This window comes from Halomonas sp. C22 (genome assembly GCF_007655045.1).
Taxonomy (GTDB): Bacteria; Pseudomonadota; Gammaproteobacteria; order Pseudomonadales; family Halomonadaceae; genus Vreelandella; species Vreelandella hamiltonii.
Window position 1 is genome coordinate 119,689 of the sequence record NZ_VBVC01000008.1, and the last position, 26,997, is coordinate 146,685.

At 62.5% G+C, this 26,997-nt stretch carries 29 protein-coding genes; 21 read left to right on the forward strand and 8 right to left on the reverse strand.

Annotation, left to right across the window (positions count from 1 at the left end; all coding sequences use genetic code 11):
- Positions 1–11 precede the first annotated feature (11 nt).
- Positions 12–356, forward strand: coding sequence for a RidA family protein (locus FEU76_RS14875; RefSeq protein ID WP_144984036.1), 345 nt, complete (start codon positions 12–14; stop codon positions 354–356).
- A gap of 61 nt (positions 357–417) precedes the next feature.
- Here FEU76_RS14875 and rph read toward each other — a convergent pair whose 3' ends face one another.
- Complete coding sequence (gene rph / locus FEU76_RS14880; protein ID WP_144984039.1) at positions 418–1,155, reverse strand: ribonuclease PH; 738 nt, start codon at positions 1,153–1,155, stop codon at positions 418–420.
- Positions 1,156–1,305: 150 nt separating this feature from the next.
- On the opposite strand from rph, the gene FEU76_RS14885 reads away from it, so the two are divergent.
- Together FEU76_RS14885 and FEU76_RS14890 are read left to right on the forward strand one after the other, a co-directional pair.
- Positions 1,306–2,184 (forward strand): YicC/YloC family endoribonuclease, encoded by an 879-nt coding sequence (locus tag FEU76_RS14885; protein ID WP_039178968.1) that lies wholly within the window; start codon positions 1,306–1,308, stop codon positions 2,182–2,184.
- Between the two features lie 5 nt (positions 2,185–2,189).
- Complete coding sequence (locus FEU76_RS14890) at positions 2,190–3,047, forward strand: DUF3883 domain-containing protein (protein WP_052196414.1); 858 nt, start codon at positions 2,190–2,192, stop codon at positions 3,045–3,047.
- A 59-nt stretch (positions 3,048–3,106) separates the two neighbouring features.
- On the opposite strand, the gene FEU76_RS14895 is transcribed toward FEU76_RS14890, so the two are convergent.
- Complete coding sequence (locus tag FEU76_RS14895) at positions 3,107–3,385, reverse strand: helix-turn-helix domain-containing protein (RefSeq protein WP_446718810.1); 279 nt, start codon at positions 3,383–3,385, stop codon at positions 3,107–3,109.
- A 19-nt stretch (positions 3,386–3,404) separates the two neighbouring features.
- On the reverse strand, positions 3,405–3,884 hold the full coding sequence (locus FEU76_RS14900; protein ID WP_039178962.1) for an Lrp/AsnC family transcriptional regulator: 480 nt from the start codon (positions 3,882–3,884) through the stop codon (positions 3,405–3,407).
- 148 nt (positions 3,885–4,032) lie between these two features.
- On the opposite strand from FEU76_RS14900, the gene FEU76_RS14905 reads away from it, so the two are divergent.
- The 3 genes from FEU76_RS14905 to FEU76_RS14915 all read left to right on the forward strand — a co-directional run bounded on the left by FEU76_RS14905 (position 4,033) and on the right by FEU76_RS14915 (position 6,660).
- Entirely contained in the window at positions 4,033–5,073 is a 1,041-nt protein-coding gene (locus FEU76_RS14905; protein ID WP_144984042.1) for a zinc-dependent alcohol dehydrogenase family protein, read from the forward strand.
- Positions 5,074–5,112: 39 nt separating this feature from the next.
- A complete protein-coding gene (locus FEU76_RS14910; protein ID WP_052196405.1) occupies positions 5,113–5,688 on the forward strand; it encodes a histidine phosphatase family protein in 576 nt (191 codons plus the stop codon).
- 96 nt (positions 5,689–5,784) lie between these two features.
- Positions 5,785–6,660 carry a pirin family protein gene (locus FEU76_RS14915; protein WP_039178955.1) on the forward strand — a complete coding sequence of 292 codons (876 nt, stop codon included), beginning with the start codon at positions 5,785–5,787 and terminating at the stop codon, positions 6,658–6,660.
- An 8-nt stretch (positions 6,661–6,668) separates the two neighbouring features.
- Here FEU76_RS14915 and FEU76_RS14920 read toward each other — a convergent pair whose 3' ends face one another.
- The gene (locus tag FEU76_RS14920; protein ID WP_039178954.1) at positions 6,669–7,295 is read right to left on the reverse strand and encodes a DNA-3-methyladenine glycosylase family protein; all 627 of its coding nucleotides are present in this window, start codon (positions 7,293–7,295) and stop codon (positions 6,669–6,671) included.
- Positions 7,296–7,442: 147 nt separating this feature from the next.
- Here FEU76_RS14920 and FEU76_RS14925 point away from each other — a divergent pair, with 147 nt between their 5' ends.
- From FEU76_RS14925 to FEU76_RS14940, 4 genes are all read left to right on the forward strand, one after another.
- On the forward strand, positions 7,443–7,862 hold the full coding sequence (locus FEU76_RS14925) for a HipA N-terminal domain-containing protein (protein ID WP_260851409.1): 420 nt from the start codon (positions 7,443–7,445) through the stop codon (positions 7,860–7,862).
- Positions 7,859–8,179: a helix-turn-helix transcriptional regulator gene (locus FEU76_RS14930; protein WP_016915507.1), complete on the forward strand. Its 321-nt coding sequence runs from the start codon at positions 7,859–7,861 to the stop codon at positions 8,177–8,179. Before FEU76_RS14925 ends, FEU76_RS14930 begins: the two co-directional genes overlap by 4 nt.
- Positions 8,180–8,328: 149 nt before the next feature.
- Positions 8,329–9,540, forward strand: a complete 1,212-nt coding sequence (locus FEU76_RS14935; protein WP_144984045.1) for an MFS transporter — start codon at positions 8,329–8,331, stop codon at positions 9,538–9,540.
- Between the two features lie 92 nt (positions 9,541–9,632).
- Positions 9,633–9,884, forward strand: a complete 252-nt coding sequence (locus FEU76_RS14940; protein WP_039178940.1) for a hypothetical protein — start codon at positions 9,633–9,635, stop codon at positions 9,882–9,884.
- Positions 9,885–9,899: 15 nt separating this feature from the next.
- On the opposite strand, the gene FEU76_RS14945 is transcribed toward FEU76_RS14940, so the two are convergent.
- Positions 9,900–10,595 (reverse strand): extensin-like domain-containing protein, encoded by a 696-nt coding sequence (locus FEU76_RS14945; RefSeq protein ID WP_096921774.1) that lies wholly within the window; start codon positions 10,593–10,595, stop codon positions 9,900–9,902.
- A gap of 119 nt (positions 10,596–10,714) precedes the next feature.
- Here FEU76_RS14945 and gmk point away from each other — a divergent pair, with 119 nt between their 5' ends.
- The 4 genes from gmk (at position 10,715) to FEU76_RS14965 (ending at position 14,339) form a co-directional block, all read left to right on the forward strand.
- On the forward strand, positions 10,715–11,347 hold the full coding sequence (gmk, locus tag FEU76_RS14950; RefSeq protein WP_096921775.1) for a guanylate kinase: 633 nt from the start codon (positions 10,715–10,717) through the stop codon (positions 11,345–11,347).
- Between the two features lie 87 nt (positions 11,348–11,434).
- A complete protein-coding gene (gene rpoZ, locus FEU76_RS14955) occupies positions 11,435–11,695 on the forward strand; it encodes a DNA-directed RNA polymerase subunit omega (RefSeq protein WP_016915502.1) in 261 nt (86 codons plus the stop codon).
- A gap of 26 nt (positions 11,696–11,721) precedes the next feature.
- Positions 11,722–13,854, forward strand: a complete 2,133-nt coding sequence (locus FEU76_RS14960) for a RelA/SpoT family protein (protein ID WP_039178929.1) — start codon at positions 11,722–11,724, stop codon at positions 13,852–13,854.
- Between the two features lie 95 nt (positions 13,855–13,949).
- Complete coding sequence (locus tag FEU76_RS14965) at positions 13,950–14,339, forward strand: RidA family protein (RefSeq protein ID WP_016915500.1); 390 nt, start codon at positions 13,950–13,952, stop codon at positions 14,337–14,339.
- Positions 14,340–14,439: 100 nt separating this feature from the next.
- Here FEU76_RS14965 and FEU76_RS14970 read toward each other — a convergent pair whose 3' ends face one another.
- Positions 14,440–15,321 carry an SDR family oxidoreductase gene (locus tag FEU76_RS14970; protein WP_039179271.1) on the reverse strand — a complete coding sequence of 294 codons (882 nt, stop codon included), beginning with the start codon at positions 15,319–15,321 and terminating at the stop codon, positions 14,440–14,442.
- A gap of 150 nt (positions 15,322–15,471) precedes the next feature.
- Between FEU76_RS14970 and FEU76_RS14975 the strand changes: the two genes are divergently transcribed.
- Positions 15,472–16,401 (forward strand): hydrogen peroxide-inducible genes activator, encoded by a 930-nt coding sequence (locus tag FEU76_RS14975; protein ID WP_039178924.1) that lies wholly within the window; start codon positions 15,472–15,474, stop codon positions 16,399–16,401.
- On the forward strand, positions 16,398–18,476 hold the full coding sequence (gene recG, locus FEU76_RS14980; RefSeq protein WP_039178920.1) for an ATP-dependent DNA helicase RecG: 2,079 nt from the start codon (positions 16,398–16,400) through the stop codon (positions 18,474–18,476). Before FEU76_RS14975 ends, recG begins: the two co-directional genes overlap by 4 nt.
- A gap of 32 nt (positions 18,477–18,508) precedes the next feature.
- Here recG and yccS read toward each other — a convergent pair whose 3' ends face one another.
- Entirely contained in the window at positions 18,509–20,716 is a 2,208-nt protein-coding gene (gene yccS, locus FEU76_RS14985; RefSeq protein ID WP_144984047.1) for a YccS family putative transporter, read from the reverse strand.
- 238 nt (positions 20,717–20,954) lie between these two features.
- Here yccS and FEU76_RS14990 point away from each other — a divergent pair, with 238 nt between their 5' ends.
- From FEU76_RS14990 to FEU76_RS15010, 5 genes are all read left to right on the forward strand, one after another.
- Positions 20,955–21,770, forward strand: coding sequence for a DUF3100 domain-containing protein (locus FEU76_RS14990; protein WP_039178913.1), 816 nt, complete (start codon positions 20,955–20,957; stop codon positions 21,768–21,770).
- Positions 21,760–22,254, forward strand: coding sequence for a hypothetical protein (locus FEU76_RS14995; RefSeq protein ID WP_084123778.1), 495 nt, complete (start codon positions 21,760–21,762; stop codon positions 22,252–22,254). Before FEU76_RS14990 ends, FEU76_RS14995 begins: the two co-directional genes overlap by 11 nt.
- Before the next feature lie 10 nt (positions 22,255–22,264).
- Positions 22,265–23,422, forward strand: coding sequence for a M20 aminoacylase family protein (locus tag FEU76_RS15000; RefSeq protein WP_058577671.1), 1,158 nt, complete (start codon positions 22,265–22,267; stop codon positions 23,420–23,422).
- Between the two features lie 97 nt (positions 23,423–23,519).
- Entirely contained in the window at positions 23,520–24,425 is a 906-nt protein-coding gene (locus FEU76_RS15005; RefSeq protein WP_016915492.1) for an NAD(P)-dependent oxidoreductase, read from the forward strand.
- Positions 24,422–25,972, forward strand: a complete 1,551-nt coding sequence (locus tag FEU76_RS15010) for an aldehyde dehydrogenase family protein (RefSeq protein WP_144984050.1) — start codon at positions 24,422–24,424, stop codon at positions 25,970–25,972. The genes FEU76_RS15005 and FEU76_RS15010 overlap by 4 nt, the downstream gene beginning before the upstream one ends.
- Here FEU76_RS15010 and FEU76_RS15015 read toward each other — a convergent pair.
- Entirely contained in the window at positions 25,951–26,742 is a 792-nt protein-coding gene (locus tag FEU76_RS15015; protein WP_227407346.1) for a LysR substrate-binding domain-containing protein, read from the reverse strand. The genes FEU76_RS15010 and FEU76_RS15015 overlap by 22 nt on opposite strands.
- Positions 26,743–26,997 lie beyond the last annotated feature (255 nt).

Below are 26,997 nucleotides of genomic sequence, written 5' to 3' on the forward strand. Positions count from 1 at the left end.
AGGAGAGTACTATGATTAAACGACATATCCAAACACCTATTATGCATCGCGCTGTGGAAGCAAATGGCATTGTTTTTTTCGGGGGAATAATTGCTGATGATCTTACGCTTGATATGGCAGGTCAAACACGTCAAGTGCTAGATAAACTAGAAAACTATCTAGCCGAAGCGGGTACGGATAATAAGCGGATCGTTACCGCAACTGCCTATGTTTCTGACTTGAACCTTAAGAAAGGGATGAACGATGTGTGGACTCAATGGTTTGATGCAGATCATCTACCTGCCCGAGCGACACTAGGTGTTGCGGATCTTGGTGAGAATGTACTTTTAGAATTAGTAGTGACGGCGGTTAAATAATCGCATAACACTATTGCTGGTGTGTTTTTACGCCAGCAATAGTGCTGAATTGACTTGTCTTCTAAGCGCGAATCCCCAGCGCTTCACGCTGCTTCTCTCGCAGTTCATCACCGGCTTTTTCGGCCAAATCCAGCATGGCGTTCAGCTCTTTGCGGTTAAACGCGCCCGCTTCCGCCGTGCCCTGTACTTCAATCAGCTCGCCGCTTTCGGTCATGACGACGTTCAGGTCGGTGTCGGCTTTGCTATCTTCGGGGTAGTCCAAATCCAGCACCGGCACGCCCTTGTAAATGCCCACGGAAATGGCGCTGACCAACTGCTTGAAGGGGTCGCCCTTGATCTTCTTTTCCCGCTGCAGGTAGCGAATGGCGTCCACCAGCGCCACACAGCCACCGGTAATCGCCGCCGTGCGCGTGCCGCCATCGGCCTGGATCACATCGCAATCCACGGTAATGGTAAACTCTCCCAGCTTCTTCAAATTCACCGCCGCGCGCAGGCTACGGCCAATCAGCCGCTGAATCTCCAGCGTGCGACCACCCTGCTTGCCCTGGGTGGCTTCGCGGTTGCTGCGAGAGTGCGTGGCGCGGGGCAGCATGCCGTACTCCGCCGTAATCCAGCCCTGATTCTTGCCACGCAGCCAGCGCGGTACGCCCGCTTCCACGCTGGCGTTGCACAGCACCTTGGTCTCGCCAAATTCCACCAGCACAGAGCCTTCGGCATGGCGCGTGAAGTCGCGGGTCAAACGAATCTCACGCAGCTGGTTGGCCTCGCGACCGCTGGGGCGAACTACATCAGGACGCATAGCACCTCACATCATCATTACGTTGAAAAGGCCCACCATTGTACACGTCAACGCCACTCGGCACGGGGCTATTCAGGCCAGGCCCATTCAAGCCACCCCGCCCCGACAAGATCAGGTAGACTGACCAAAACGCGACTCACAGGAGCCCCCATGGCCAGCCCCCGCCACGTTCACAGCATGACCGCCTTCGCCCGCGCCGAGCAGGCCGCCCCTTTTGGCACCCTGCAGGTCGAGATACGTTCGGTGAACCAGCGCTACCTGGAGCCGCATTTTCGTTTGCACGAAAGCCTTCGTGACCTGGAGCCGCTGCTGCGCGAAGCGCTGCGTACCCGCTTGGCGCGTGGCAAGGTGGAGTGCAGCGTGCGTTTCGAGAGCGCCGACACCGCCCAGGCACCGGCGGTGAACATCGCGCGCCTGCAAGAGATTGCCGACGCCCTGGCGGCCATTCAGCAGCAGGTGCCCAGCGCCGTACCGCCCACCACTCTGGCGCTGCTCAACCAGCCCGGCGTGATGGAAACCCAGCACCTGGACCAGGACGCCATCAAGGCCGCCGCCAAAGCGCTGTTCGACCAGGCGCTCAAGGAACTGATCGACGCCCGCGCCCGGGAAGGCGAAAAGCTGGCTGAGATGATCACCACCCGCCTGGACGCCGTCAGCGAGCAAGTGGCCACCGTACGCAGCCTGCTGCCGCAAATCCTGGAACGCCAGCGGGCCCAGCTGCTGGAGCGTTTAGAAGTCGCCAAGACCGAACTCGACCCCCAGCGCCTGGAAGCCGAACTGGTGTTGGTGGCCCAAAAAGCCGACGTGGACGAAGAGCTGGATCGCCTCACCGCGCACATCGACGAAGTACGCCACCAGCTCGCCCAAAAAGGCCCCAAAGGCCGCCGCCTGGACTTCCTGATGCAGGAGCTCAACCGCGAAGCCAACACGCTGTCATCGAAATCCGTGGTGGCAGAGACCACCCGGTGCGCGGTAGAGCTGAAGGTGCTGATCGAGCAGATGCGGGAGCAGATACAGAATATTGAGTGATGAACATGAGTCGAGCGACAGCTTGGAGTGCAAGGGAGGTAGAGGCAATCGTTGCTACCTACCGGCAGATGTTAGTAGCGGAACTGAGCGGGCAAAGTTATAACAAGCGCGCACTTAACCGAACACTGATGGCACAGCTTGATGGCCGCTCGGCCGGTGCCATTGAGTTCAAGCACTGTAATATCAGTGCAGTGTTGCGCGATGCTAACTGCCCCTATGTCGATGGCTACAAGCCTCGTAGTAACTATCAACAAAGCCTAGTTGACGTTGTCGAGGAGCTGTTGCTAGGCAACGAGCTCGTTGATCGAGCAGCACGTTTGGCTGCTGATCTCCCAGTGGTGGATACCGTTGGCATCGTCGATGAACGTATCATTGTCGAACCTCCTAGAACGACACCACCGCAACAAGGTGTTCGCGAATTTCATGCTGATTATTCGGTCCGCCCGCCGCAAAAACGCGACTACTTGGCTCGGGAAACCCGCAATCGTGAGCTAGGGCTTGCAGGTGAGCACCTAGTGATGCGGTTTGAGCAGCATCGGCTGCTTCAAGCCGGGCTGGATAAGCTGGCTGAGCGGGTAGAGCACGTCGCGGTGACTCAGGGGGATGGATTAGGGTTCGATATCCGCTCCTTCGAGCCTGACGGCCGTGACCGGCTGATCGAAGTCAAAACAACCGCTTTTGCCAAGGAGTGCGCGTTTTTCATCACACCTAACGAGCTAAACTGTTCGCGCGCCCATTCTGAACACTATCATTTATTCCGCCTGTTCAACTTCCGTAAGGGCCCGAAACTATTTTTCCTGAAAGGCGATCTCCACGAACAGCTCTGGCTGGAGCCCGATAGCTACCGCGCGGGAGTGCGTTGAGCCAGATGGTTGAGTAACGCGATCAGCTTAATTCGTTGACGTTCAATTGCTGCTCAAACTTATAGACCCTCTTTGAGCACCTCTTCGATGGAGGAGGGTTGTTTAGCGGCGAGGGCATCGGGTTGGGTCAGCGCATAGAGCCGTGCCAGGTCATCCAGGCTTTGCCAGAGCAACAGCAGCTGGTGGAGTGATATTTGCCCGGTGAGCTCGAATTTCTTGATGGTCGGGGCGGGCACACAGCTGCGCTGAGCCAGCGCCGCTCGGGATAGCTTGGCCTGCTCGCGCAACCTGCGTAGGTGGGCGGCAAAGGCCTGCTGAACATCGGTATCGTCCAACAACAGAAACGGGGAAGTAAGCTCACAGCCCCAACAGCTCCTCCACCGGCAAATGGCTGGTCGCTTTCATTTCCCTCAGCGAGAGGTTGGAGCGGATGCTCGATACCCCGGGCAGTTTGCGCAGCACCGTTTCGACGAAGTGGCTGTAGTCGTCCAGGTCTTTGGCGACTACCTGTAGCAGGAAGTCGGCTTCGCCGGTGGTGTTGTGGCAGCTCAGTACGCGGGAGCTGGCCTGGATGATGCGCTCGAACTCCGCCGTCGCGGCTCCGCTGTGCTGGGTGCAGGTGATTTGCACGAAGGCCAGCACGCTGGCGCCCACTTTGCGGCGGTTGAGGATGGCCTGGTAGCCTTCGATCACTCCCAGCTTTTCCAGGCGTTTGTGGCGTCGCCAGCAGGTGGCTTCGCTCAGGTGCAGCTGCTCGGCCAGCCGTGCGTTGGCCACCCGCCCGTCTGCCTGCAGCAAGGTGGCTAACCGGGCATCTTTTTTATCAAGCTCGCTCATTTTGAAAGGCTCTTTCGGTTTATTCATATTGTTGAAAAGAGTGCTTCAAAAAGGCGCAGGATGTCCATCAGAAGGAAACGTAATTTCGGGCGTGGCTCGCTATAGTGCGTATACATCCAACGCACCGCCGACCGTTCAGGAGTGAGCCATGAAAGCCGTGGTATACGAGCAGTTTTCTACCCCGCCCAGCATCCAGCAGGTGCCCGACCCAGCGCCAGCGCCTCACGGGGTCGTGGTGAAGGTGATGGCCAACGGCGTATGCCGCAGTGATTGGCACGGCTGGATGGGCCACGACCCGGATATCCGGCTTCCCCATGTGCCGGGCCATGAGCTCTCCGGCGTGGTGGAAGCGGTGGGCAAGGACGTGACGAAGTGGCGCATTGGCGACCGGGTGACCGTGCCGTTCGTGGGCGGCTGCGGCATCTGCCCGGAGTGCCACACCGGCAATCATCAGGTGTGCGATGCCCAATTTCAGCCGGGGTTTACCCACTGGGGCTCGTTTGCCGAGTATGTGGGCATTCACTACGCCGATGTGAATCTGGTCGCACTGCCGGATACCCTGACGTTCGATACCGCCGCCAGCCTGGGCTGTCGGTTCGTGACCTCTTTTCGTGCGGTGGTAGACCAGGGCCGCGTGTCGGCGGGCCAGTGGGTGGCGGTGCACGGCTGCGGTGGCGTGGGGCTGTCGGCCATCATGATTGCCAGCGCAGCCGGCGCCAACGTGGTGGCGGTGGATATTTCCGAGCAGGCGCTGGCTTTGGCGCGCCAGCTGGGGGCGGTGGCCACGGTGAATGCCAACCAGGTGGCCGACGTGGTGGAGGCGGTGGTCGAGATCACCCAAGGCGGCGCACATGTCTCGCTGGACGCGCTGGGCCACCCCACCACCTGCTTCAACTCCATCAGCAATTTGCGCAAGCGCGGCAAGCATGTTCAGGTGGGGCTGATGCTGGCGGACCACAGCACGCCCGCCGTACCGATGAGCAAGGTGATCGCCAACGAGCTGGAAATTTTGGGCAGCCATGGCATGCAGGCGCATCGCTACGGTGCCATGCTGGCGATGATCCAGTCAGGCAAGCTGGCGCCTGAAAAATTGATTGGCCGCCGTATCACGCTGGAAGAGTCCGTGCAGGCGTTGGTCAACATGGACAAGTTCGAAGGCGCGGGGGTCACCGTGGTGACGAAATTCTGATAAAAGAGGGGAAGACCGTTCTCATCAGAGGGTTTGCCCATGTTCACCCTGCGTATCTTCGCGCTGTGCATGCTCTCGGGCCTGCTTGGCCTTGTGCCCCTTGCTGCTCAGGCCAATACCGCCACTTGGCAGGCGCTGCAGCAGGGTGGGTTGGTCATTCTCATGCGCCACTCGCTGGCGCCGGGCATCGGCGACCCGCCGGGATTTGTGTTGGAAACGTGTGCCACCCAGCGAAACCTTTCCAGTGAAGGGCGTGCTCAGGCCGTAGCGGCGGGGCAGGCGTTGCGGCAGCAGGGCGTGGCGATCGATGCGGTTTACAGCTCCCAATGGTGCCGTGCACTGGAAACCGCCGAGCTGATGGCGTTGGGGCCGATAACGCCTGCGACGTGGCTGAACTCGTTCTTTAGCGGGCGGGGGGATCAGGTGGCCACTACCCAAGCGGCTCGTGAGCGCATGGAAGCATGGCAGGGGCCGGGTAACCTGCTGCTGGTGACGCATCAGGTGAATATCACGGCGCTGATCGGCGGCGGTGTCAGTTCCGGGGAAATGGTGGTCGTGCGCCCCCAGGAGGATGGTTTTGCGGTGGTGGGGCGGCTGAGCATTCCCAGCCGCTGAGGTTTTGTGCATTTCCTTCAATGAACCAAGGCAAATTATTCGCTCCTCATCGCGTCGCTGAGGTTTTACGCTGGGCGTATCGATAAGGAGGACGTCATGTCATCAGCCAATACCCCATCCGTTCGCCGCGTGGTCGCTCAGCACCCTGCCCATCGGGACGATATCGGTGACCTGGTCACCCGCAGGCCGCTGCCGGGGCCTGGCGTGGATCAGCTCGATCCGTTTCTGTTCCTGAATCACCACGGCCCGCAGGTGTATCCCGCCAATAATCGTGGGCTGCCGTTTGGGCCGCACCCCCACCGGGGGTTCGAGACGGTCACCTTCATTCTGGAGGGCTCGCTGGCCCACGCCGACAGCGCCAGGCACCAGAGCGTGATCCATGCAGGCGGCGTGCAGTGGATGACCGCGGGCAGCGGCATCGTGCATGCAGAAATCTCGCCCCCTGAGTTCCTGCGCGAAGGCGGGCCGCTGGAAATCCTCCAGCTGTGGGTCAATCTGCCGTCGCGGCTGAAGATGAGCGAGCCGCGCTACGTGGGCTTGCAGCAGGAAGGCATTCCCGCCGTTCCCCTGGCGGGCGGTGGCACGCTCAACCTGATTGCCGGGGAGTGGCAAGGGCAGTCAGGCCCGATCGAGTCGCTGAGCGGCGTGTTCATGTCCACACTCGCGCTGCCTGCGGGTGCCAATGAGCAGCTTCCCGTGGCCCCTGGGCGGCAGGTGTTTCTGTACGTGGTGAGTGGTGACGTGACGGTGGGCGGCGAGCCTGCCAAAGCGCACCATTTGATCGAACTCGACCGTGACGGCGAAAGCCTTGCCATCAAGGCAGCCAGCGATGCGCGCCTGCTGTTTGGCCATGGCGACGTCATCGATGAGCCGGTCTATTCCCACGGCCCCTTCGTGATGACCACCCGCGACGAGATCGTGCAGGCGGTAGAGGATTACCAGAACGGCAAGTTTGGCGGGCTGACGCTGTAACCGCCGCGCTAAACCGGCTCGCCGCGATAGTAGTGCCATAAAAACAGCGACCCCACGCTGCGCCAGGGGGCCCAGGGTTCCACCAACTGGCGGGCCTGCTGCGGCGTGGGTTTGTCCTCCATGCCCTTCAGGCGGCCCAGCGCCACTCTTAACGCAAGGTCGTCGGCGGGGAAGATATCGGGGCGTTTGAGCGAGAACATCAGGTAGATCTCGGCGCTCCAGCGGCCAAACCCACGCAGCTGGGTAATCGCGGCAATCGCCTCGTCATCGCTGAGGTGCGCCAACCCATCGGCGCTAAAGGTGCCCGCCAGCTCCGCCTCTGCCAGCCCTTTGGCATACTCGATCTTGCGCCACGACAAGCCTGCATCCCGCAGCGCCTGGCCTTCCACCTCCATCACCGCTTTGGCGTGCAGCTCCGGCAGCAGCGTATTCACTCGGCCCATGATGGCCCGTGCGGCCTCGGTGGAGATCTGCTGGCTGACGATGGTCGAGAAGAAGGTGGCAAACCCGGGGTCGCGCTGGCGCGGGCTGGGCGCACCCACCAGGGGGTAGGCGCGCGCAATGTCGGGGTCGGCGTGGGCCAATGCCTGCATGGCGTGCTCGATCATATCAACGGGCGTTTGATCAGACGGCATGATATCTCCTGAGATAAATGGGTATTAAATTGCTCATTTAGGATAATTTGATTTTAATTTGAGTATTAAAGTGCACATTATGCTGCTTCGAACTACACTTTTGAGCATTAAACTACTCATTAAATGACGCGTTAAAGGTGAGCCGTGTTGCTAACCCTTCAAGCCTTCCATCAAGGGCAGTGGCACGATGCTGCCGAGCTGGTGTTCGAGCATCCAGAGCGGGGCCGTCGAGGGCCTGCGCGTTTGGGCTACCTTACCGATTATGCCCTTGAGTGGCTGGATCACGACGATGAGCACGCCTGTAGCCTTCGTTTGCCTATCGAGTTGATGAATACCCATCAATCGCCACGCTGGTTCACTTTTTTAGACGATATCATGCCCTCTGGGGCCAGCCGCCGTTACTGGGTCGCGCAGTTGGGTATATCGGCACTTGGTGAGGCGGAGCAGGATGTCGCGCTACTGGCCAAGGGAGCGATTGCGCCAGTGGGCAATTTACGTATCAAAGAGGCCCTTCCTGAGCGCCCAGCAGGCAGCACGCTGGAGCTGCAGCGCTGGGGGTTGGTATGAAGCGCAAAGAGCTCACCAGCATCGAGCGGGAGGCGTTGCTGACGACATTAGCGGCCCAACTGGTGCGCGAAGAAATCAGCTCTGGGCAGGTGCTGCGTCAGCTCCGCCGTGAGGTACTGGGCATGTCGCAGACCCAATACGCCGATCTGGTGGGCATCAGCCGTCGTTCGCTGTCAGACCTGGAAGCCGATAAGGCAAGCCCTACCGTGGCGCTGCTCAATCAGGTCTTCCGGCCGCTGGGTCTGCAGGTAGGCTTGCTGCCGCGCAACCGCGAGCTGCGCGAGCGCTTGTTGTCAGCCAATGCCACGAGGGGCTGACCCCCTTGGTACATCGTTGGATGATTGAGTTCGCACGCTAACTTTTTTCATGCCTTGTATTTCTACTTTCGTCTAATCCTGCCATCATTTGCGGTTATCCAGGATCTTTTCAGTGAACAGGCGCGTATCCCGCGCCTGGGGAGTGAGGTATGCAAGCATCATCAACGGGGCTGGCGCGGCATCCGCGGTGGGCGGAATTCGTGCTGGCGCTGGGCGGGTTCGGCATCGGCACCAGCGAGTTCGTCATCATGGGGTTGATGAACCGCGTGGCGGAAGACCTGGCCGTGAGCGTGCCGCAGGTAGGCTATTCCATCAGCAGCTATGCCCTGGGGGTCGTGGTGGGGGCGCCGCTGATTTCGGCGCTGGCCGCGCGGGTGCCCAAGCGAGCGCTGCTGATTGCGCTGATGCTGGTGTTTGCTGTGGGTAACATTGCCAGCGCCATGGCGCCGGGGTTCTGGTCGTTCGTGGGGCTACGCTTTCTGGCCGGGCTGCCCCACGGGGCCTACTTTGGCGTGGCGGCGCTGGTGGCGGCTGGCGCCGTGCCGGTCGATCAACGGGCGCGGGCCATTGCTCGGGTGATGATGGGGCTGACGGTGGCCATTCTGGTCGGGGCGCCGCTGGGCACCTGGGCAGGCAACCTGTTTGGCTGGCAAATTGCCTTTGCCGGAGTGGGCGTGATTGCTCTGCTGACGGCGCTGTTGATTCGCCTCTGTGTGCCCGTACAGCCCTTCGATGCCCAGGCCAGCCCGCTGCGTGAGCTTTCCGCGCTGGTCAAGCAGCGTGTGCTGGTGACCATTGCCATTGCCTGCATCGGCTGTGGCGGCATGTTCTCGATTTTCAGCTACGTGATGCCCACCTTGACCCAGCAGGCGGGCATGCGTGAAGCCTTGGGCCCCTTGGTGCTGGTCATCTTTGGCCTCGGCTCCATCGTGGGCAACCTGATCGGTGGGCGCATGGCCGATAAAAACCTGATGCGGGCAATTCCCGCCATCCTGGTGTGGTGCGCGGTGGTGCAGGGGCTGTTCTACTTTGCCGCCAATCAGGTGTGGAGCGGGCTGCTGTTCGTTGGCCTGGTCGGCACCAGCATGGCCTTGGCGCCTTCGCTGCAAACACGCTTGATGGACGTGGCGGAAGATGCCCAGACCATGGCGGCTTCCATGAATCATGCGGCGTTCAACGGGGCCAATGCGCTGGGGGCGTGGCTGGCGGGGCTGGTGATCAGTGCCGGGTTCAGCTGGTCGAGCACCGGGCTGGTGGGAACGGGGCTGGCGCTGTGCGGGTTGGTCATTTTTGCCTGGGGGCGCTGGCTTGAAAAGCGCGCTGAAGCCCCTGGCCAAACCGTGGCGCAAGGCTATAAATAAGCGTTTTCTCAAGCAAGACAAGGGGCATTAAAAGTGGCAAAAAAGCTGGAGTGTTCCTAGGGTGTAAGATGCAACCCATAAGGAGGTGACCCATGCAAAGCCCATCATTGAACGTCTCGCGTAGCTTGACCCTGAGTGCCATCGCGGCGCTGACCCTGGCCCTGGCGGGCTGTGGCGCAACCACTGGAGAGCGCGCCACCAGCGGCGCAGGCGTAGGTGCCGCCGTCGGTGCTGGCGCAGCAGCGGCCACTGGCGGAAGTATTGGCCGTGGCGCGGTGATTGGCGCAGGCGCAGGTGCTGCGACCGGTGCCCTGACCGATGAAGAGGACATCAGCCTCGACTGACGTTGGCACAGGCCACTAGCGGCACAGCCTGAAACCGCGCATGCCCAGATGGAAATGATCGGCATGCGCGGCATTGTAATCCGGCCCCAGCACGTTGCCGAAGGTATCGCAGGCGCCATCCCGCGCTGCCCGCAAGAACTCTCCTACTTCTCCCTCGTCATCCCAGTCGCGAATCAGCGTAATCTGACGACCATTCTCGAAGCGAAAGCCCACCACATCCAAAGCTTCAGCCGTGGCGTGCTCGCTGCGTCGACCGCTTTCGCGTCCGTAGACATTCCGGCAGGCAAAGCTGCCCACATGGTCCACCTGGGCGACCGGGCTGCCCATGATGGCTTCGGCAGCCGGTTGCAGGGCATGGCGTTCGTACATCACCCAGGCCAGTGCCAAGGGGCAGGTGGCCACGAAGCTTTGGCTGAAGCGCACGCTGCTGGATTGCATGCGCACCACGTTAGTCAGCGGGCAGCTGGCGGTGGGGGAGTAGTCGGCCAGCGGCGTATAGCTCAGCCCGCCCTCGGGGACGGTGTCCAGGGCGGCCAGGCAGGCCTCGCGGTCGTCGTCGAGGCGCTTGAGCTTGAGTTGGGTGACGGGCGTGACCGGGTCGTCCACGTGCAGCGGTGCCCAGGGCGCCCAGTGGCGCGGGATGACGATGATGTCCTTGTAGATGGCAACGCCGACCCCGACCAGCAGGAGCAGGAAGAAGAGAGTGCGCATGGTGACCTCCGTGTGGTGTTCTTGAACCCCTACAGTCCCTGCCAGGGGTATGCGATACTGCGCGCTATTGGCGTGGGCCGTCACCCGCGCCCATTTTTGATCAACAAGGGAAGCGCTGCATGTCCCAGGGTACGCTTTATATCGTTTCTGCCCCCTCTGGGGCGGGTAAAACCAGCCTGGTTCGCGAGCTGATAGAGAGCCTGGATGGCATTCAGGTATCGGTGTCTCATACCACCCGTGCCAAGCGCGAAGGCGAAGTGAACGGCGTGAACTACCACTTCACGCAGATTCCCGAGTTCGAAGCCATGATTGCCCGCGGCGATTTCTTTGAGTATGCCAAAGTCTTCGACAATTACTACGGTACGTCACGTCAGGCCGTGCAAACGCTGCTGGATGCCGGGCAAGACGTGATTCTGGAAATCGACTGGCAGGGCGCGCGCCAGGTCCGCGAACAGATGCCTGCCGCCGTGTCGATCTTCATCTTGCCGCCGTCGCGCAGTGAGCTGGAGCGCCGCCTGTCGAGCCGTGGCACCGATGAGCACGCGGTGATTGCTCGGCGCATGCGCGATGCTGTCAGCGAGATGTCCCATTACGATGAATACGACTACCTGGTGATCAATGATGACTTCACCACGGCACTGCAGGAACTGCAGTCGCTGGTGATCAGCCACCGCCTGACCCTGGCCACCATGCAGCAGCGTCATGCGCCCCTGCTGTCTGCGCTCTTGTCACAGGCGCCTGGCGTCGAGTAATCTATCGGGTCGTATGACTACTTTTTTCGCTGGGTCGGCGGCGTTTTCAGCCCTGCCGGCCCAGCGTCGTTATTACAGGATGGCCCCATGGCTCGCGTAACCGTCGAAGATTGTCTCGAAAACGTAGAAAACCGCTTCAAACTGGTGATGATTTCTACCCAGCGTGCCCGTCAGCTGGCGCGTGGCTCCCGTGATGCCCAACTGCCCTGGGAAAACGACAAGCCCACCGTCATGGCGCTGCGTGAAATCGCCGCAGGCCTGGTCGACCATACGGTTCTGGATGAGCCGGTCGAAGCGCCGGTGCGGGCGCGTCCTGCCATGACGCCCAGCGCTCAAATCGACGACTAAGCTAGCACCGATCAGGGGCGCGGTACATGTTCACCATTGATGACCTGGCCGACCGACTTGGCGGCTACTTACCCCCGGACGAGATCCAGCAGGTCAAGCGCGCCTTCTATTACGCCGAGCAGGCCCACGACGGCCAGCGCCGTCGCTCGGGCGAGCCCTACGTGACCCACCCGCTGGCGGTGGCCAATATTCTCGCCAACATGCACATGGACCATCAGAGCCTGATGGCCGCCATGCTGCACGATGTCATCGAAGACACCGGCGTTTCCAAGAAAGCCTTGGCGGCCCAGTTTGGCAAGCCGGTGGCCGAGCTGGTGGATGGCGTCTCCAAGCTGACGCAGATCACCTTCGAAGACAAGGCCGTTGCCCAGGCGGAGAATTTCCAGAAGATGGTGCTGGCGATGTCGCGGGACATCCGCGTCATCATCGTCAAGCTGGCCGACCGGCTGCACAACATGCGCACTCTGGGGGCCCTGCGGCCCGACAAGAAGCGCCGCATTGCCCGGGAAACCCTGGAAATCTACGCCCGTATTGCGGGGCGGCTAGGGATCAACACCATTCGTGTGGAGCTGGAAGACCTCTCGTTCCAGGCGATCCACCCCATGCGGGCCGAGCGCATCAAGCGTGCGGTGGCCAGCGCCAGAGGCAACCGCCGCAGCGCCATGCGTGAAATCCAGGCCTCGCTACAGCAGAGTCTGGATGACGAAGCGCTGCAGGGCACGGTGATTGGCCGCCAGAAGCATCTGCTGTCGATCTACAAGAAGATGCGCGACCAGCGCAAGCCGTTTGCCGAGATCATGGACGTCTTCGGGTTCCGTATCATTACCGAAGACGTGGCCAGCTGTTACCGGATTCTGGGCGTGGTGCACAACCTCTACAAGCCGGTACCGGGGCGCTTCAAGGACTACATCGCGATTCCCAAGGCCAATGGCTACCAGAGCCTGCACACGACGCTGTTCGGCCAGCGTGGCATGCCCATCGAAGTGCAGATCCGCACCCGCGAAATGGAAGCCATGGCCAACAACGGCATTGCCGCCCACTGGCTGTACAAGGCTGGCCAGACCGCGCATCCGATTGCCGAAGGCAGCCACGCCCGTGCCCGCGCCTGGGTGAAGGGGCTGCTGGAGATGCAGCGCCACGCGGGGGACTCGCTGGAGTTCATCGAGCACGTCAAGAACGACCTGTTCCCGGATGATATCTACGTGTTCACGCCCAAGGGCGACATCATGGAGCTTCCCCAAGGGGCCACGGTGATCGATTTTGCCTATAGCGTGCACACCGATATCGGCAACAACTGCATTGCCTGCCGAATCGACCGCCACCTGGCGCCGCTCTCGACACGGCTGGAAAGCGGTCAGACGCTGGAAATCATCACCGCGCCCGGCGCGCGCCCCAACCTGGCCTGGCTGAATTTCGTTACCACCGCCAAGGCGCGCTCGGCCATCCGTCACGCGCTCAAGCACCAGCAGCAGGCAGAGGCCATCATGTTGGGGCGCCGTTTGCTCAACAAGGCGCTGGCCCCCTTCGAGACCAGCCTGGAAGAGCTGGACGAGAGCGTGTTCGAACAGGCGCTGAAAGAGCTGGACGCCAGCTCCATGGATGCTCTGCTGGAGTCGATGGGGCTGGGCAATCGCATGGCTCACGTGGTGGCTCGGCGGCTGGTGGACGTGGCCCACGGCGAGAGCTTCGACAAGACGCTGGCCGACAACAGCGACAAGGCGGTGGTCATCAGCGGCAGCGAAGGCATGGTGATCAACTTTGCGCGCTGCTGCCACCCGCTGCCGGGCGACCCGGTGGTGGGGCATCTCTCTGTCGGCAAGGGGTTGGTGGTGCACCGCAGTGAGTGCAAGAACCTCTCCGAGCGCAAGAACGACCCGGAAAAGCTGTTTGCCCTGGAGTGGTCGGAAAATATCGATGAAGACTTCCCGGTGGCCCTGCGCATCGAGATCGAAAGCCGCCGTGGCCTGGTCGCCGAGCTGGCCGGGCTGGTGACCGATGCAGACGCCAACATCGAGCGGATCGGCATCGAAGAGCGTGACGCACGGCTCTCGACGGTCAACCTGACCCTGTCGGTGAAAGGGCGAGTCCATCTGGCGCGGATCATCAAGCGGATCCGCAACCTGCCCAACGTCGGCAAGATTACCCGTACGGCCAATTAAAACGACCTGGTACCCGCCGCTGGCCTGTCAGGCTGGCGGCGTCAGCCATGGCGATCATCATCCATCGATGCATTCTTACAGGAGCAAGAGACGCAATGAGCAATAAAGCGGTTATCAACACCGAGAAAGCCCCGGCGGCCATTGGCCCCTATTCACAAGCCATCAAGGCGGGCAACACGGTGTATCTGTCGGGCCAGATTCCCCTCGACCCGGACACCATGGCGCTGGTCTCCGACGATTTCGAAGCCCAGGCGCGTCAGGTGTTTGCCAACCTGCAGGCAGTGTGCGAAGAGGCGGCGGGCTCGCTGAGCGATATCGTCAAGCTCAACCTCTACCTGGTGGACCTGGACAACTTCGCCATCGTCAACAAGGTGATGGAGGAGTTTTTCTCCACGCCGTTCCCGGCCCGTGCGGCGGTGGGCGTGAAGGCGCTGCCCAAGGGCAGCCAGGTAGAAGCCGAAGCGGTCATGGTGATTGGCGACTAACGCCAAGGTTTGGTACGGCACAGCAAAAAGCGAGCCGAGGGGCTCGCTTTTTGGGTAGTGGTCAAGAGGCTAGTGGTTCGCGAAAGCTCGCGCGGTAGCGTCAGGCTTTTTGCAGTTCCAGAAACCCGCCTTCCTTGAGCACCTGCAGATACCCCTCCTTGTAGCTGGGGTAGCGGAAGGTGTAGCCGGTTTCACGAATACGGCGGTTGTCGCAGCGCTTGCTGGCCCGGCGGCGCAGGGGGGACTGCATGGTCTCGGTGGACTCCACCTTCAACTGTTTCGCCAGCCACGCCATCACATTGTGCATGGTCACCGGCTCGCAGTCGCTGCCCAGGTAAAGGTCTGCCAGCGGCGTACCGCTCTCCTGACAGCGAATCAGGTGCGCCAGGATGCCGGTGCAGTCATCGCGGTGAATCCGGTTGGAGTAGATCACCGGCGTCACGGCGGCAATGCGGCCTTCTGCCACCTGGTGAATCAGGCGGTCACGCCCCGGGCCATAAATACCCGAGAAACGCACCACGGTGCCAGGCAGCGGGTGGTTGAGCAGTGACTGCTCGGCTTCGCACATCAGGGTGCCGGAGAAGCTGGTGGATTCTGTGGGGCTCTCTTCATTGACCACTTCGCCTTCCTGCTGGCCGTACACGCTGGTGGAAGAGACGAAGAAGATTCGCTTGGGCGGCGTGTCGTGCTGTTCCAGCACGCTCAGCACACGTTTCAGGCCGTCCGGGTAAGCGCTTTGATAGGCGCTCTCTTCGAAACGGTCGGCGCTGACGGTGTAAATGACGTAGTCCGCGCTGGGCAAGGCGTTGGCAGGTGCCCCTTCCAAGTCGTTAAGGTCCAGGGCCAGCGGCTCGATGCCCGTGTTGGCCAGTGCATCGGCCTGGCGGCGCACGCCGATCACGCGGTGCCCTTCGTCCAGCAGCTCCTTGCCAAGCGTGACGCCGATATCTCCACAGCCGATAATCAGTACCGTTAGCTTCACCTTGCTCACCCCTCTTGATAAATATTCCCTATTAGATACAAAGTCCCTATGAGATGTGCCATCTTCAATAGGGCTTGTCTGTCCTTTTCCATCTCGCTAATTACGATTACCAGTCACGAGCTGCAACGAGAGGATGCCACTGGCACCACCATGACTTTAACAGAACTACGCTACATCGTAACCCTTGCACAAGAGCGCCATTTTGGCCGTGCCGCTGAACGTTGCCACGTTTCACAGCCCACTCTGTCGGTGGCGGTGAAAAAACTGGAAGACGAACTGGAAGTGGCGCTGTTCGAGCGCTCCAAGTCCACCGTACAGGTAACGCCGCTGGGTGAAAAGGTCGTTGCGCAGGCGCAGCGCGTTCTGGAACAGAGTGGGCTGATTTTCGAACTGGCCAAGGCAGGCAAGGACCAGTTGGCCAACCCCTTGCGCATTGGCGCCATCTACACCATTGGGCCCTACCTGTTTCCCCATCTGGTGCCTGCGCTGGCCAACGCTGCGCCACAGATGCCGCTGTACATCGAAGAGGGCATGACCGGCACGCTGCGCGCCAAGCTGCGCAATGGCGAGCTGGACGTGATCATCGTGGCGCTGCCCTTCACCGAAACCGATGTAGTCACCAAGCCGATCTATGACGAGCATTTCGAAGTGCTGATGCCCGCCAGCCATCCGTGGGTAGCGCGTGAAGCCATCCACAAGGAAGACCTGCTGGAAGAGCGCCTGCTGCTGCTGGGGGAAGGCCACTGCTTCCGTGACCAGATTCTGGAAGCCTGCCCGGCCATCACCCAAAAGCTGAACAGTCCCAACAATACCCTGATTGCCGAAGGCGGCTCGTTGGAAACGATTCGCCACATGGTGGCCTCCAAGCTGGGCATTACCGTACTGCCCCAGTCGGCGCTGGGCACCGACCAGTACGAGAACGCCATGCTGGTCAGTCGTCCCTTTGTGGAGCCCGCGCCTTCGCGCACGGTGGCGATTGCCTGGCGCGCAAGCTTCCCCAGGCCCAAGGCCATCGATGCCCTGGCCAAGGCGATTGGCCAGTGCCAGCAACCGGACCACAAGGCCCACACGGACTCATGAGTGAACTGGCTGCTCCGGTCACGGTGCTGAAGGGCGTAGGCGACGCGCTGGCCATCAAGCTGGCGCGGCTGGGGGTCGAGCGCGTCAGCGACCTGCTGTTTCACCTGCCGCTGCGCTACCAGGACCGTACGCGACTGACGCCGATAGGCCATCTGCGGGCGGGCCAGGAGGCGGTGGTGGAAGGGGAAGTGACCGCCAGCGACGTGGTCAAGGGGCGGCGGCGCAGCCTGCTGGTGCGGCTGCGCGACGGGAGCGGCATCCTGAGCCTGCGGTTCTTTCACTTCTCTCCGGCTCAGCAGCAACAGCTGCGCCCCGGTGCCACCGTGCGTGCGTTCGGCGAAGCCCGGGCAGGAGCCACGGGGCTGGAAATCTACCACCCGGAGTATCGCCTGAGCGGCAGCAGCGAAACCCCGGTGGAGGAGTACTACACGCCCATCTACCCCACCACGGAGGGGCTGCATCAGGCACGCCTGCGGGCCTTGGCCCAGCAGGCGCTGCGCCTGCTGACGCAAGCCCCTGAAACGCTGCCGGACGTGATCCCCGACACCCTGCGCCAGCGCTTCCAGCTACCGGGGCTGCATGCCAGCCTGCAGCTCTTGCACCAGCCACCACCGGACGTGGACCTGGAGCAGCTTGCCCAGGGGCTTCACCCCGCCACCCGGCGGCTCGCCCTGGAGGAGCTGCTGGCCCACCAGCTCAGCCTGCGGGAAGTGCGCCTGCGCATTCAGGCCGATGGTGCGCCGACGCTGCCCTCCGGGCGTAGCCTGCAAACCCGCTTTCTGGCGCAGCTGCCGTTTGCCCTCACCGGTGCCCAGCGCCGCGTGCTGGAGGAGATCGCCCTCGACCTGGCACGCCCGGCGCCCATGCTGCGGCTGGTGCAGGGGGATGTGGGGTCGGGCAAGACGGTGGTGGCAGCCATGGCCGCGCTCTCGGCGCTGGCGGGCAACTGCCAGGCGGCCATGATGGCGCCCACGGAAATTCTCGCCGAGCAGCACTATCGTTCGTTCAAGGCATGGTTCGAGCCACTGGGCATCGACGTCGCCTGGCTGGCGGGCAAGCTGAAAGGCAAGGCGCGGCTGGATGCCAAGGCCGCCATCGCCGATGGCCGAGCGCGGATGGTGGTGGGCACCCACGCGCTGTTTCAGGACGATGTGCATTTTCAATGCCTGGGGCTGGCAATCATCGACGAACAGCACCGCTTTGGCGTGCACCAGCGCCTCGCCCTGCGTGAAAAGGGGGAGGCCGGCGGGCTGACGCCTCACCAGCTGATCATGACCGCCACGCCGATTCCCCGCACCCTGGCCATGAGCGCCTACGCCGACCTGGACGTGTCGGTGATCGACGAGCTGCCGCCGGGGCGCACGCCGGTGAAGACCGTGGTGGTCTCGGACGAGCGCCGCCCGGAAGTGGTCGAGCGTATCCGCAATGCCTGCCGCGATGGCCGCCAGGCCTATTGGGTCTGCACGCTGATCGAGGAGTCCGAAGTGCTCCAGTGCCAGGCGGCGGAAGTCACGCGGGACGAGCTCACCCAGGCGCTGCCGGAGCTGGCCATCGGGCTGATACACGGGCGCATGAAGGCCGCTGAAAAAGCCGAGGTGATGGAGGCTTTCAAGACCGGCGAGCTGGATCTTTTGGTCGCCACCACGGTGATCGAGGTCGGCGTGGATGTCCCGAATGCCAGCCTGATGATCATCGAAAACCCGGAGCGCCTGGGACTTTCTCAGCTTCACCAGCTACGCGGGCGTGTTGGGCGGGGCAGCACCGAAAGTTTTTGCGTGCTGCTTTACCACGCGCCGCTTTCCAAAAGCTCCCGAGAGCGGCTCAGCGTGATGCGCGAAACCACCGACGGCTTCCGCATTGCCGAAAAAGACCTGGAAATTCGCGGCCCCGGCGAAGTGCTCGGCACCCGCCAGACCGGCCTCGCCCAGATGAAAATCGCCGACCTGGAGCGCGATGCCGACCAGCTGGAGCGGGTCACCGCCCTGGCCCAGGCGCTCCAGGGCAACGCCGAAGTCACCGCGGTACTGGTGCGCCGCTGGCTGGGCGAAGCCGCCGGGCGCTACGGGCAGGTGTGAGGCTGCAGGTGTAAGAGACCGGTGTGCGAGAGTTAGCGTAGCGCTCCAGCCGCGTCGGCTTGAAGGCTGCCGGGCGCCACCAGTCGCCCAGCCGCCTCGCTGAGCGGCCCCAGTTGCTCGGCGATCAGACGCAGCTGGCTCTGGATGGGGCGGTAGTGGGTCATGGCCTTCTCATCCAGCGTATTGCTCTGCTCTTCCAGCAGCGCCAGCAGCTCCTGGGCCTGGGCGGCCAGCGGCTCCACCGGCAGGCGTCTGTCCAGCTGTGTGGCCAGCTGTTCCAGCAGGGCGCTGATGCGTTTGGCCAGCGGCACCAGGGTGGCGTCGTCTTCGTCGTCGGCCAGCCGATGACGGTGCGCACCTAACGCCGAAAGGTGGCTGAGCAGCGTGTTGGAGAGCACCAGGAAGCGCAGGCCGTTGTCGGCGTCCTGTTTGCGGTAGTGGCCTGGCTCGTGAAGCATGTTGGTCAGCAGGGTCGAGAGCGCCGCATCGGCGTTGTGGGCATTCCGCCGGGCCAGGCGGTAGGCCAGGTCGTCCTGTTTGCCCTCTTCGTACTGGTGCACGATCTCGTCCAGGTAGTGACGATGGTTGGTCAGCACCTTGCCCGCCTCACGGTAGAGCCGCCGCCCTTGCCAATCCGGCAGGATAAAGAACACCGCCAGCCCGGCAATCAGCGAGCCAATCAGGGTATCGAACAGCCTGGGCCAGATCAGATCGAAACCATCCCCCACCTGATTGAAGCTGCACAGCACCAGCAGGGTGATGGAGGCAGTGGCAATCACGTAGTGTTTTTCCCGATTGGCGAAGAAGGACACCCCCGCCGCCACGGCGATCATGCTCTGGACCAGCGGCTGGGGAAACAGGCTGATCGACATCCAGCCCGCGGTCAGGCCCAGCACCGTGCCGAGGATACGCTGAGATAAAAAGCGCCGCGTGGTGGCAAAGTTCGGGCGGCACACGAACAGCGTGGTCAGCAGTATCCAGAAACCCTGCTTGGGGTCCAGCCACTGCAGCAGCCCATAACCGACCACCAGGGCCGTGGTCAGGCGTACCGCATGGCGAAAGGTGGGCGAGCCCAGCGTGAAATTGAGCCGCACGCGCTTCCAGGCTTCCAGCAGGCTGGAAGGCGAGCGGTCGTAGAGGGCGCTGTCGCGGCGCTCTTCATCGGCGGCAGGGTTATGGGCGCTGGCAATTTGGGCTTCCAGGGTAGTGAGGTTATCGGCCAGGGCGGTCAGCGGGCGAATCAGCGGCCGCCACTCGGGCTTGCCGCGTTCGCGGAGGTTCTCGATGGAGGCGCGCAGGTCGGCTAGCGCCTGCTCGCTCTGCTCGTGACTGAACGGGCGATTGAGCAGTAGCGATTTGGCCAGCTGACGGCAGGCACGGCCCTGCTGGTCCAGCAGGCGCTGGCAGCGAAACAGCACGTCGTGGTGGAAAAACGCATCGGTGAGCGCGCTGTAAGGATAGTGGGTGGAGCTGGCCCGCTCGTGGATATCCTGGGCAATGAAGTAGATCTGCAGGTAGCGGTTGAGCTTGCGGCTGCCGCGCTGGCCTTCGAGGCGGCGAAAGATCATCTCCTTGGCCTGGTTCAGGGCATCCACCACCTGGCCGTTCTGGCGGGCCAGCGCCACGCGTCGGGCTTCCACATCGACCCCGCGCACAGGCTCGAAAAGCGCCGATTTCAGGATCAAGAACTCCCCCAGCGCCTTGTACACCCGTGCCATGCTCTGCTTGACCGGCTGGCGGGAGAACAGCGCGCACCACACCACGGAAATCGCCCCGTACCAGGCCGCGCCGCCCAGCAGCAGCAGCTGGCGTGCCGCCACATCCTCATCCACTCCGCCGTGCTGCTCGATGTTGATCATGGAGTAGATCGACAGAATCAGCGTGCCCGAGGCAATGGTGGCGTAGCGCTGGCCAATGGCGCCCAGCATGATCAGCGTAAAGGTGGAGACTGCCAGCCCCACGGCAAAGAGCCACGGCCAGGGGAATAGCCACTGCACCACGAACGAGGCCGAGGCAAAGCACAGCAGGGTGACCGCCAGGGCTTGTGCCCGCCCTTGCCAGCTGTCGTCGGTTTCCGAGAGCGCGCAGGCGATGATGCCGAGAAACAGCGGGATCACCAGGGCCACGTCGCCCATCAGCCCGCTCAGCAACAAGGCGCCGCTGAAGGCGATGAAGACCCTCAGGCTGTAGGCGAACTTATCCAGTGTCCAGAGACGGCGTAAGGGCAGTGAGATGGGCATGATGTGTCTAAGCGGACCTCGAAAGTGTGGTGTTGTTAGTTTGTTAGACTTTAGTCGTGCTTGAGTATAGAGCCAACTCGGCGCCGCTGTCGCTATCTGGCGCAGGCCAACGAACGCTGGGCGTTGGCCAAGCGTTTATTCGCTGGGGTGTTCTAAAAAGTAGCGCACAAAATCGCTATGATTGGAACAGTAACCTTTCGATACTCGGAGTGACTCTAAAAAAAACAGGATCACTCCCATGGATCTCAAACTGCTGCTGGACTGGCGTCTGCACCTCACGGTGATCGTGACGTCGATGTTGTCGGAATGGATAGGCATCGTACGCATGCCGCTGGGGCCAGGAACGCTCTTGTTACTCCCTCTGCTTTACGCCTTCGTGATCGGCGTGCTGCTCAATCCGCATCTGTTTTCGGCGATGGGCAAGGTCATTCCCAAGCCGGTCAGCCATGCGGCCGGGCCCATCATCCTGATCGCTATTCTGCCGTTCATCGCCAAATTTGGCTCTACCATTGGTCCTGCCATCGAGCAGATCATCGCCGCCGGGCCTGCGCTGATCCTTCAGGAGCTGGGCAACCTGGGCACCATGCTGCTGGCGCTGCCGTTTGCGGTGCTGGTGCTGAAGATGGGCCGTGAAGCGGTCGGTGCCACCTATTCGATTGCCCGTGAGCCCAATATTGCCATCATTTCGGATCGTTATGGCCTGCGCAGCCCGGAAGGGATCGGCATCATGGGCGTCTACGTGGTGGGCACCATGTTTGGCACGCTCTACTTTGCGCTGATGGCGGGCTATATCGCTTCGCTGGACATTCTGGATATCCGCGCCCTGGCCATGGCCTGTGGGGTGGGCAGCGGCAGCATGGTGGCGGCGTGTTCGGCCGCCCTCGCCGAAGCAGTGCCAGCCTCGCGGGACGAGCTGCTGGCCTTTGCCGGGGCCAGTAACCTGCTGACCTATGCCACCGGGCTGTATATCTCCCTCTTTATCGCGCTGCCCGTCACCGAGTGGATGTACAAGCGCCTGACCGGTAACCGCCAGGAGACGCAACATGAAGGCTAACGAGATGACCACAGAACCCCTGGACAAGAGTGCGCTGGAAGAGCTGCGCCCGGAAAACCAGCTGGGCAAGACCGCACTGGTGCTGGCAGCGGTCTGCGTGGCGGCCTGGTTCAGCAATACCGTCAACGGTGCACCGCTGCTGGAAGCGCTGCCGGGCATGCTGATTCTTTATGGGCTGGTGATCATTGGCCTGGTCATGGGGCGTCTGTGCCCCTTCTACCTGCCCAGCGTGGCCTGGGTGTCCCTGGTGAGCATTCTGGTCACACTGCCCTCGTTTCCGGGGAGCGCCTGGATCGTATCGCAATTGGCGGCGGTGAATTTCCTGGCGGTCGTGACGCCGGTATTGGCCTACGCCGGGCTGGCGCTGACCGGCCGTGAGTTCGCCATGTTCCGCCAGACCGGCTGGAAGCTGGTCATCGTGGCGCTGCTGGTGTTCACCGGCACGTTCATCGGCTCCGCCGTCGTCGCGCACATCATGCTTTAAGGAGTGAACCATGGCTGCGTCAGTGACCATACCCGACAGCGCTGAACTCGCCGCCTGGCGGCAGGATTTCCACCAGCACCCTGAAACCGCCTTCGAGGAGCACCGTACCAGTGCGCGTATCGCGTCGCTGCTCACCCAGTGGGGCTTCGATGTCACCACGGGCTTGGCGGGCACGGGCGTGGTGGCCACCCTGGATGGCCAGCAGGGGGAAGGCAAGACCATCGGCCTGCGGGCCGATATCGACGCCCTGGACATCCGTGAAGAGACCGGGCTGGCCTACGCCTCGCAGACGCCGGGCAAGATGCACGCCTGCGGACACGATGGCCATACCACGATGTTGCTGGGAGCGGCCTGGGCGCTGAAGCAGCAGCCCGACTTCAAGGGGCGGGTGGTATTCATCTTCCAACCCGCCGAAGAGAACGAAGGTGGTGGCCGTGCCATGGTGGAGGACGGCCTGTTCGAACGCTTCCCCATGGACGCCGTGTACGGGCTGCACAACTGGCCCGGGCTGCCGGTGGGGGTCGCTGCGGTGCACGATACCGACGTCATGGCCGCGTTCGACATCTTCAGCCTGACGCTGACCGGTAAAGGCTGCCATGCGGCGATGCCCCACCTGGGCACCGATACGGTGCTGGCGAGCTGCCAGCTGATCAGCCAGCTGCAGGGGCTGGTGAGCCGTGAAACGCCGCCGGACAAGTCGGCGGTGCTGAGCATCACCAGCATCAATGCCGGAGACACGTTCAACGTGATTCCCGAGCAGGTGGCGCTGCGCGGCACGCTGCGCTGCTTCGACATGGCGCTGAAAGAGCGCCTGGAAGCACGTTTCAAGCAGGCCATTGCCAGCCTGGCCGAGTTCCATGGCTTGACGGTGGAACTGGATTACCAGCGCTGCTACCCCGCCACGATCAATACCCCAGCGCATGCCCAGCACTGCGCCACGGTGCTGGAGGGGCTGCTTGGCCAAGGCAAGGTGCTGCGCAACCCGCCGCCCAGCATGGCCTCCGAGGATTTCTCGTTCCTGCTGGCCGAGTGCCCAGGTGCGTATATCTGGATGGGCAACGGCGAAGATTCGCCGTCGCTGCACAACCCCCACTACGACTTCAACGATGCGCTGTTACCGCTCGGAACGCGCTACTGGGTAGCGCTGGTCAACGCACTGCTCGTCTGAAAATGACGTAATACATCCATTCGCTCTCTGATGCCCACTGGGTAGGGGAGCGTCTACCCCGCATTCAGTGTTTCATGGCATGCCAAGGAGTTTGATGATGTCGCAAACCGAACACGCTTTATCGATTACCGTGATAGGCCTGGGCCAGATGGGCGGCAATATGGCGCTGACCTTGCAGGCCGCCGGCTTCGAGGTCACGGGCAGTGACCTGTTTGAGGCCGCGCGGGAAAGGCTCGCAGGCTTGGGCCTGGCCGTGGTGGCACCGGATGCCCTGCCTGCCAGCGATGTCTACCTGCTCTCGCTGCCTACTTCTGCCCACGTGCGCGAGGTGATCGAAACCTCTCCTGGCCTGCTCGCCCTGGCCCCCAAGGGCAGTGTGATCGTCGATACCTCCACCAGTGACCCCGCCGTCAGCCGCGAGCTGGCCGAAAAAGTCACCGCAGCGGGCCTTCACTGGCTGGATGCCCCGGTCAGCGGCGGCCCCAAGGGCGCCGCCAACGGCACGCTGGGCATGCTGCTGGGCGGCGATGATGCCACCCTGGAGCGAGTGATGCCGATGCTGGAAGCCATGTCGGCCAAGCGCACCCATGTGGGCGGCCCGGGCAGCGGCCACGTGGTGAAGCTCGCCAACAACTACCTGTGTGCGGCGCACCTGCTCACGACCGCCGAAGCCGTCGCCATGGCCGCCAAGGCGGGCGTCGAGCCTGCCGCCTGCCTGGCGGGTATCAACAGTGGCTCGGGGCGCAGCGCCATCAGCGAGGTGAACTTCCCCGAGTGGGTGCTGAGCGAACGCTTCGATTCGGGCTTTACTACCGGCTTGATGCGCAAGGACCTGCGCCTGGCGCGGGACGCCGCTGAGCAGTTGGGTATTCCCCTTGCCTTGCTGCAGGCGGTGGTGAATGCCTGGCACGCAAGCCCGGAGCAGCCCGCCGATAGCGACGACTTCAACCATATCACCACGCCGATTCTTGCCTGTGCCCGCCAAACGGAGAGCCACTCATGAGCCCACTCAGCCAACACGCCAGCGACCAGCTTGCCGCCCTCCTGAACGGCTTTGGGTTAGCGGCAAAAACGCCGTTGAGCAACTGGATCGATGGTGATCTGGTGGCCGGAGAAGGCGAAGAGATCAAGCTGATCAACCCGGCGACGGGGGAGGCGCTGGTCAGCTACCGCGATGCGGGTGCGGCGCTCATCGAGCGCGCCACGCAAGCCGCGCAGCGGGGCCAGCGCGAGTGGATGGCGTTGACGGCCAGCGAGCGCGGGCGGCGAATGAACGCGGCAATACGGGGCCTGGAGGGCCACGAAGAGGCGCTGGCACAGCTGGAAAGCGTGGTGGCGGGGAAGCCGATTCGCGATTGCCGGGCCGAAGTGGGCAAAGTACGCGAGATGTTCGAATACTACGCTGGCTGGTGCGACAAGCAGCACGGCGAAGTGATTCCGGTGCCCACCACGCATCTTAACTACGTGCGCCACGTGCCTTATGGGGTGGTGGGGCAGATCACGCCTTGGAACGCGCCGATGTTCACCTGTGCCTGGCAGCTGGCACCGGCCATGGCGGCGGGCAATGGGGTGGTGCTGAAACCTTCCGAGCTGACCCCTTTCACCTCGGTGGTGATTGCCCAGCGGCTGGAAAGCGGCGGCCTGCCCAAAGGGCTGATCAACATCGTCAACGGGCTGGGCAGAACCACCGGTGCGGCGCTGACCGACCATCCCGCCATCAGCAAGCTGGTGTTTGTCGGCTCGCCCCAGAGTGGTCGCCTGATCGCCGAGGCGGGGGCACGGCGCCTGGTGCCCAGCGTGCTGGAGCTGGGCGGCAAATCCGCCAATATCGTGTTCGCCGATGCCAAGCTCGATGAAGCGGTGGCTGGCGCCCAGGCGGCCATCTTTGCGGCGGCGGGCCAAAGCTGTGTGGCGGGCTCGCGGCTGCTGATCGAGCGCTCGGTCTTCCAAGAGGTCACCACCCGCCTGGCCCGAGCGGCGGAGCAGATTCACGTGGGCCTGCCCAGCGATGAAGCCACCCGCATGGGGCCGCTGCAGAACCGCCGTCAATTCGAGCAGGTGACGCGCATGATCGAGGCCGCTGAAGCGGAAGGGGCAAGCGTGCTGACGGGAGGCAAACGCCCGGACGGCTTGCCTGACGACGCCCAGGGCTACTTTATCGCGCCCACGGTGCTGGTGGATGTCACCCCCGACATGGAGATCGCTCAACAAGAGGTGTTTGGCCCGGTGCTGATCGCCATGGCGTTCGACGACGAGGCACAGGCCGTTCGGCTTGCCAACGACACCCGGTTTGGGTTGGCCGGTGCCGTGTGGAGCCAGGACGTGGCCCGAGCGCATCGCGTGGCGGGGCAGCTGCGGGCGGGCACGGTATGGATCAATAGCTACAAGGCGATCAGCGTGATGTCGCCGTTCGGTGGCTTTGGCGACAGCGGCTTTGGCCGCTCCAGCGGTCTGGACGGCCTGCGCGAATACACGGTGCCGCAAAGCGTCTGGGTGGAAACCGCACCGGAGGCCAGCGTGGCGTTTGGCTACGGCAGCGGTGTCGGCTGATTCGACGCCGGGTCCCGAAAGGCCTGCATCCAGCGCTGCAGGTGGCGCAGTAGCAGGATGCTGGCCTTGGGCTGCTGGCGGCCCACCCGGGTGACCATGTGGGCCTGGGAGCGCTGAAACAGCGGGTCGTCTACCGGGCGTGCGACCAGGCTGCCGATGTCCAGGTCGTGGGCGACCGCAAACGCCGGGAGCAGCGTCACCCCCATGCCGCTGCGCACGTATTGCGCCAGGATCACCATCGAGTTGGTGTTCATGGTCATGCGCGGAGCAAGGCGGGCCTGTTGAAACGCCTGGTCGACCATCTGACGCACGCCATGGGTGGTGTCCCACATGGCCATGGGCTGGGTGCTGAGCTGTGCCAGGGTGAGCGGGTGGGGCTGCTCGGCCAAGGGGTGATGCGGCGCCAGAATGGCCATCAACGGCTGCGGGCTGGAGGCCCAGAAGCGTAGCTGCGGATGGGTACGCTCGTGGAACATCAGCCCAATATGGCTTTGATCCTCGACAATCGCATCGATGATGCCGGACGTGCCTGCGATATGGATATCCAGCTGGATGCCCGCATAGCGCTGGGTGAATTCATGCAGGGGAGAAGCCACCAGGTCGCTGACAAAGCCTTCGCCCACGGTGAGGGAAATCGTTCCGGTTTCCAGGCGCTGGTAGGCTTCGAGGGACGTGATGAAGCTTTCATCGAGGGCGCTGCGCCGCTCGCAGTACTCCAGCAGCATCTCGCCGACGGGCGTGGGGCGTATGCCGCCGCGCTGGCGCTCCATGAGGGTTGCTCCCAAGGCTGCTTCCAGCAGCACTATCCTATCTGCTGACTCACCGCCGAGGGAGCTATCTCCAAGCGAAGCTTCCTGATGGTTTTTTTATCTAACTACTACATAGTTCCCTGTCCTGGAGACGCAATAGTTAACCTTGGCCCCTAGATTCATCCCGCCTTATTCACGAGGGCGCTGATTGAGCGGTCTGAAGGTACTGGCTGTTGGCATTGCTTATCAGGATTCGCCTCTTCAGCGCGAGTGGCT

Coding starts and splice junctions, on each gene's coding strand:
- FEU76_RS14875 (WP_144984036.1), top strand. CDS start 12: ATGATTAAACGACATATCCAAACACCTATTATGCATCGCGCTGTGGAA.
- rph (WP_144984039.1), bottom strand. CDS start 1,155: ATGCGTCCTGATGTAGTTCGCCCCAGCGGTCGCGAGGCCAACCAGCTG.
- FEU76_RS14885 (WP_039178968.1), top strand. CDS start 1,306: ATGGCCAGCCCCCGCCACGTTCACAGCATGACCGCCTTCGCCCGCGCC.
- FEU76_RS14890 (WP_052196414.1), top strand. CDS start 2,190: ATGAGTCGAGCGACAGCTTGGAGTGCAAGGGAGGTAGAGGCAATCGTT.
- FEU76_RS14900 (WP_039178962.1), bottom strand. CDS start 3,884: ATGAGCGAGCTTGATAAAAAAGATGCCCGGTTAGCCACCTTGCTGCAG.
- FEU76_RS14905 (WP_144984042.1), top strand. CDS start 4,033: ATGAAAGCCGTGGTATACGAGCAGTTTTCTACCCCGCCCAGCATCCAG.
- FEU76_RS14910 (WP_052196405.1), top strand. CDS start 5,113: ATGTTCACCCTGCGTATCTTCGCGCTGTGCATGCTCTCGGGCCTGCTT.
- FEU76_RS14915 (WP_039178955.1), top strand. CDS start 5,785: ATGTCATCAGCCAATACCCCATCCGTTCGCCGCGTGGTCGCTCAGCAC.
- FEU76_RS14920 (WP_039178954.1), bottom strand. CDS start 7,295: ATGCCGTCTGATCAAACGCCCGTTGATATGATCGAGCACGCCATGCAG.
- FEU76_RS14930 (WP_016915507.1), top strand. CDS start 7,859: ATGAAGCGCAAAGAGCTCACCAGCATCGAGCGGGAGGCGTTGCTGACG.
- FEU76_RS14935 (WP_144984045.1), top strand. CDS start 8,329: ATGCAAGCATCATCAACGGGGCTGGCGCGGCATCCGCGGTGGGCGGAA.
- FEU76_RS14940 (WP_039178940.1), top strand. CDS start 9,633: ATGCAAAGCCCATCATTGAACGTCTCGCGTAGCTTGACCCTGAGTGCC.
- FEU76_RS14945 (WP_096921774.1), bottom strand. CDS start 10,595: ATGCGCACTCTCTTCTTCCTGCTCCTGCTGGTCGGGGTCGGCGTTGCC.
- gmk (WP_096921775.1), top strand. CDS start 10,715: ATGTCCCAGGGTACGCTTTATATCGTTTCTGCCCCCTCTGGGGCGGGT.
- rpoZ (WP_016915502.1), top strand. CDS start 11,435: ATGGCTCGCGTAACCGTCGAAGATTGTCTCGAAAACGTAGAAAACCGC.
- FEU76_RS14960 (WP_039178929.1), top strand. CDS start 11,722: ATGTTCACCATTGATGACCTGGCCGACCGACTTGGCGGCTACTTACCC.
- FEU76_RS14965 (WP_016915500.1), top strand. CDS start 13,950: ATGAGCAATAAAGCGGTTATCAACACCGAGAAAGCCCCGGCGGCCATT.
- FEU76_RS14975 (WP_039178924.1), top strand. CDS start 15,472: ATGACTTTAACAGAACTACGCTACATCGTAACCCTTGCACAAGAGCGC.
- recG (WP_039178920.1), top strand. CDS start 16,398: ATGAGTGAACTGGCTGCTCCGGTCACGGTGCTGAAGGGCGTAGGCGAC.
- yccS (WP_144984047.1), bottom strand. CDS start 20,716: ATGCCCATCTCACTGCCCTTACGCCGTCTCTGGACACTGGATAAGTTC.
- FEU76_RS14990 (WP_039178913.1), top strand. CDS start 20,955: ATGGATCTCAAACTGCTGCTGGACTGGCGTCTGCACCTCACGGTGATC.
- FEU76_RS14995 (WP_084123778.1), top strand. CDS start 21,760: ATGAAGGCTAACGAGATGACCACAGAACCCCTGGACAAGAGTGCGCTG.
- FEU76_RS15000 (WP_058577671.1), top strand. CDS start 22,265: ATGGCTGCGTCAGTGACCATACCCGACAGCGCTGAACTCGCCGCCTGG.
- FEU76_RS15005 (WP_016915492.1), top strand. CDS start 23,520: ATGTCGCAAACCGAACACGCTTTATCGATTACCGTGATAGGCCTGGGC.
- FEU76_RS15010 (WP_144984050.1), top strand. CDS start 24,422: ATGAGCCCACTCAGCCAACACGCCAGCGACCAGCTTGCCGCCCTCCTG.
- FEU76_RS15015 (WP_227407346.1), bottom strand. CDS start 26,742: ATGGAGCGCCAGCGCGGCGGCATACGCCCCACGCCCGTCGGCGAGATG.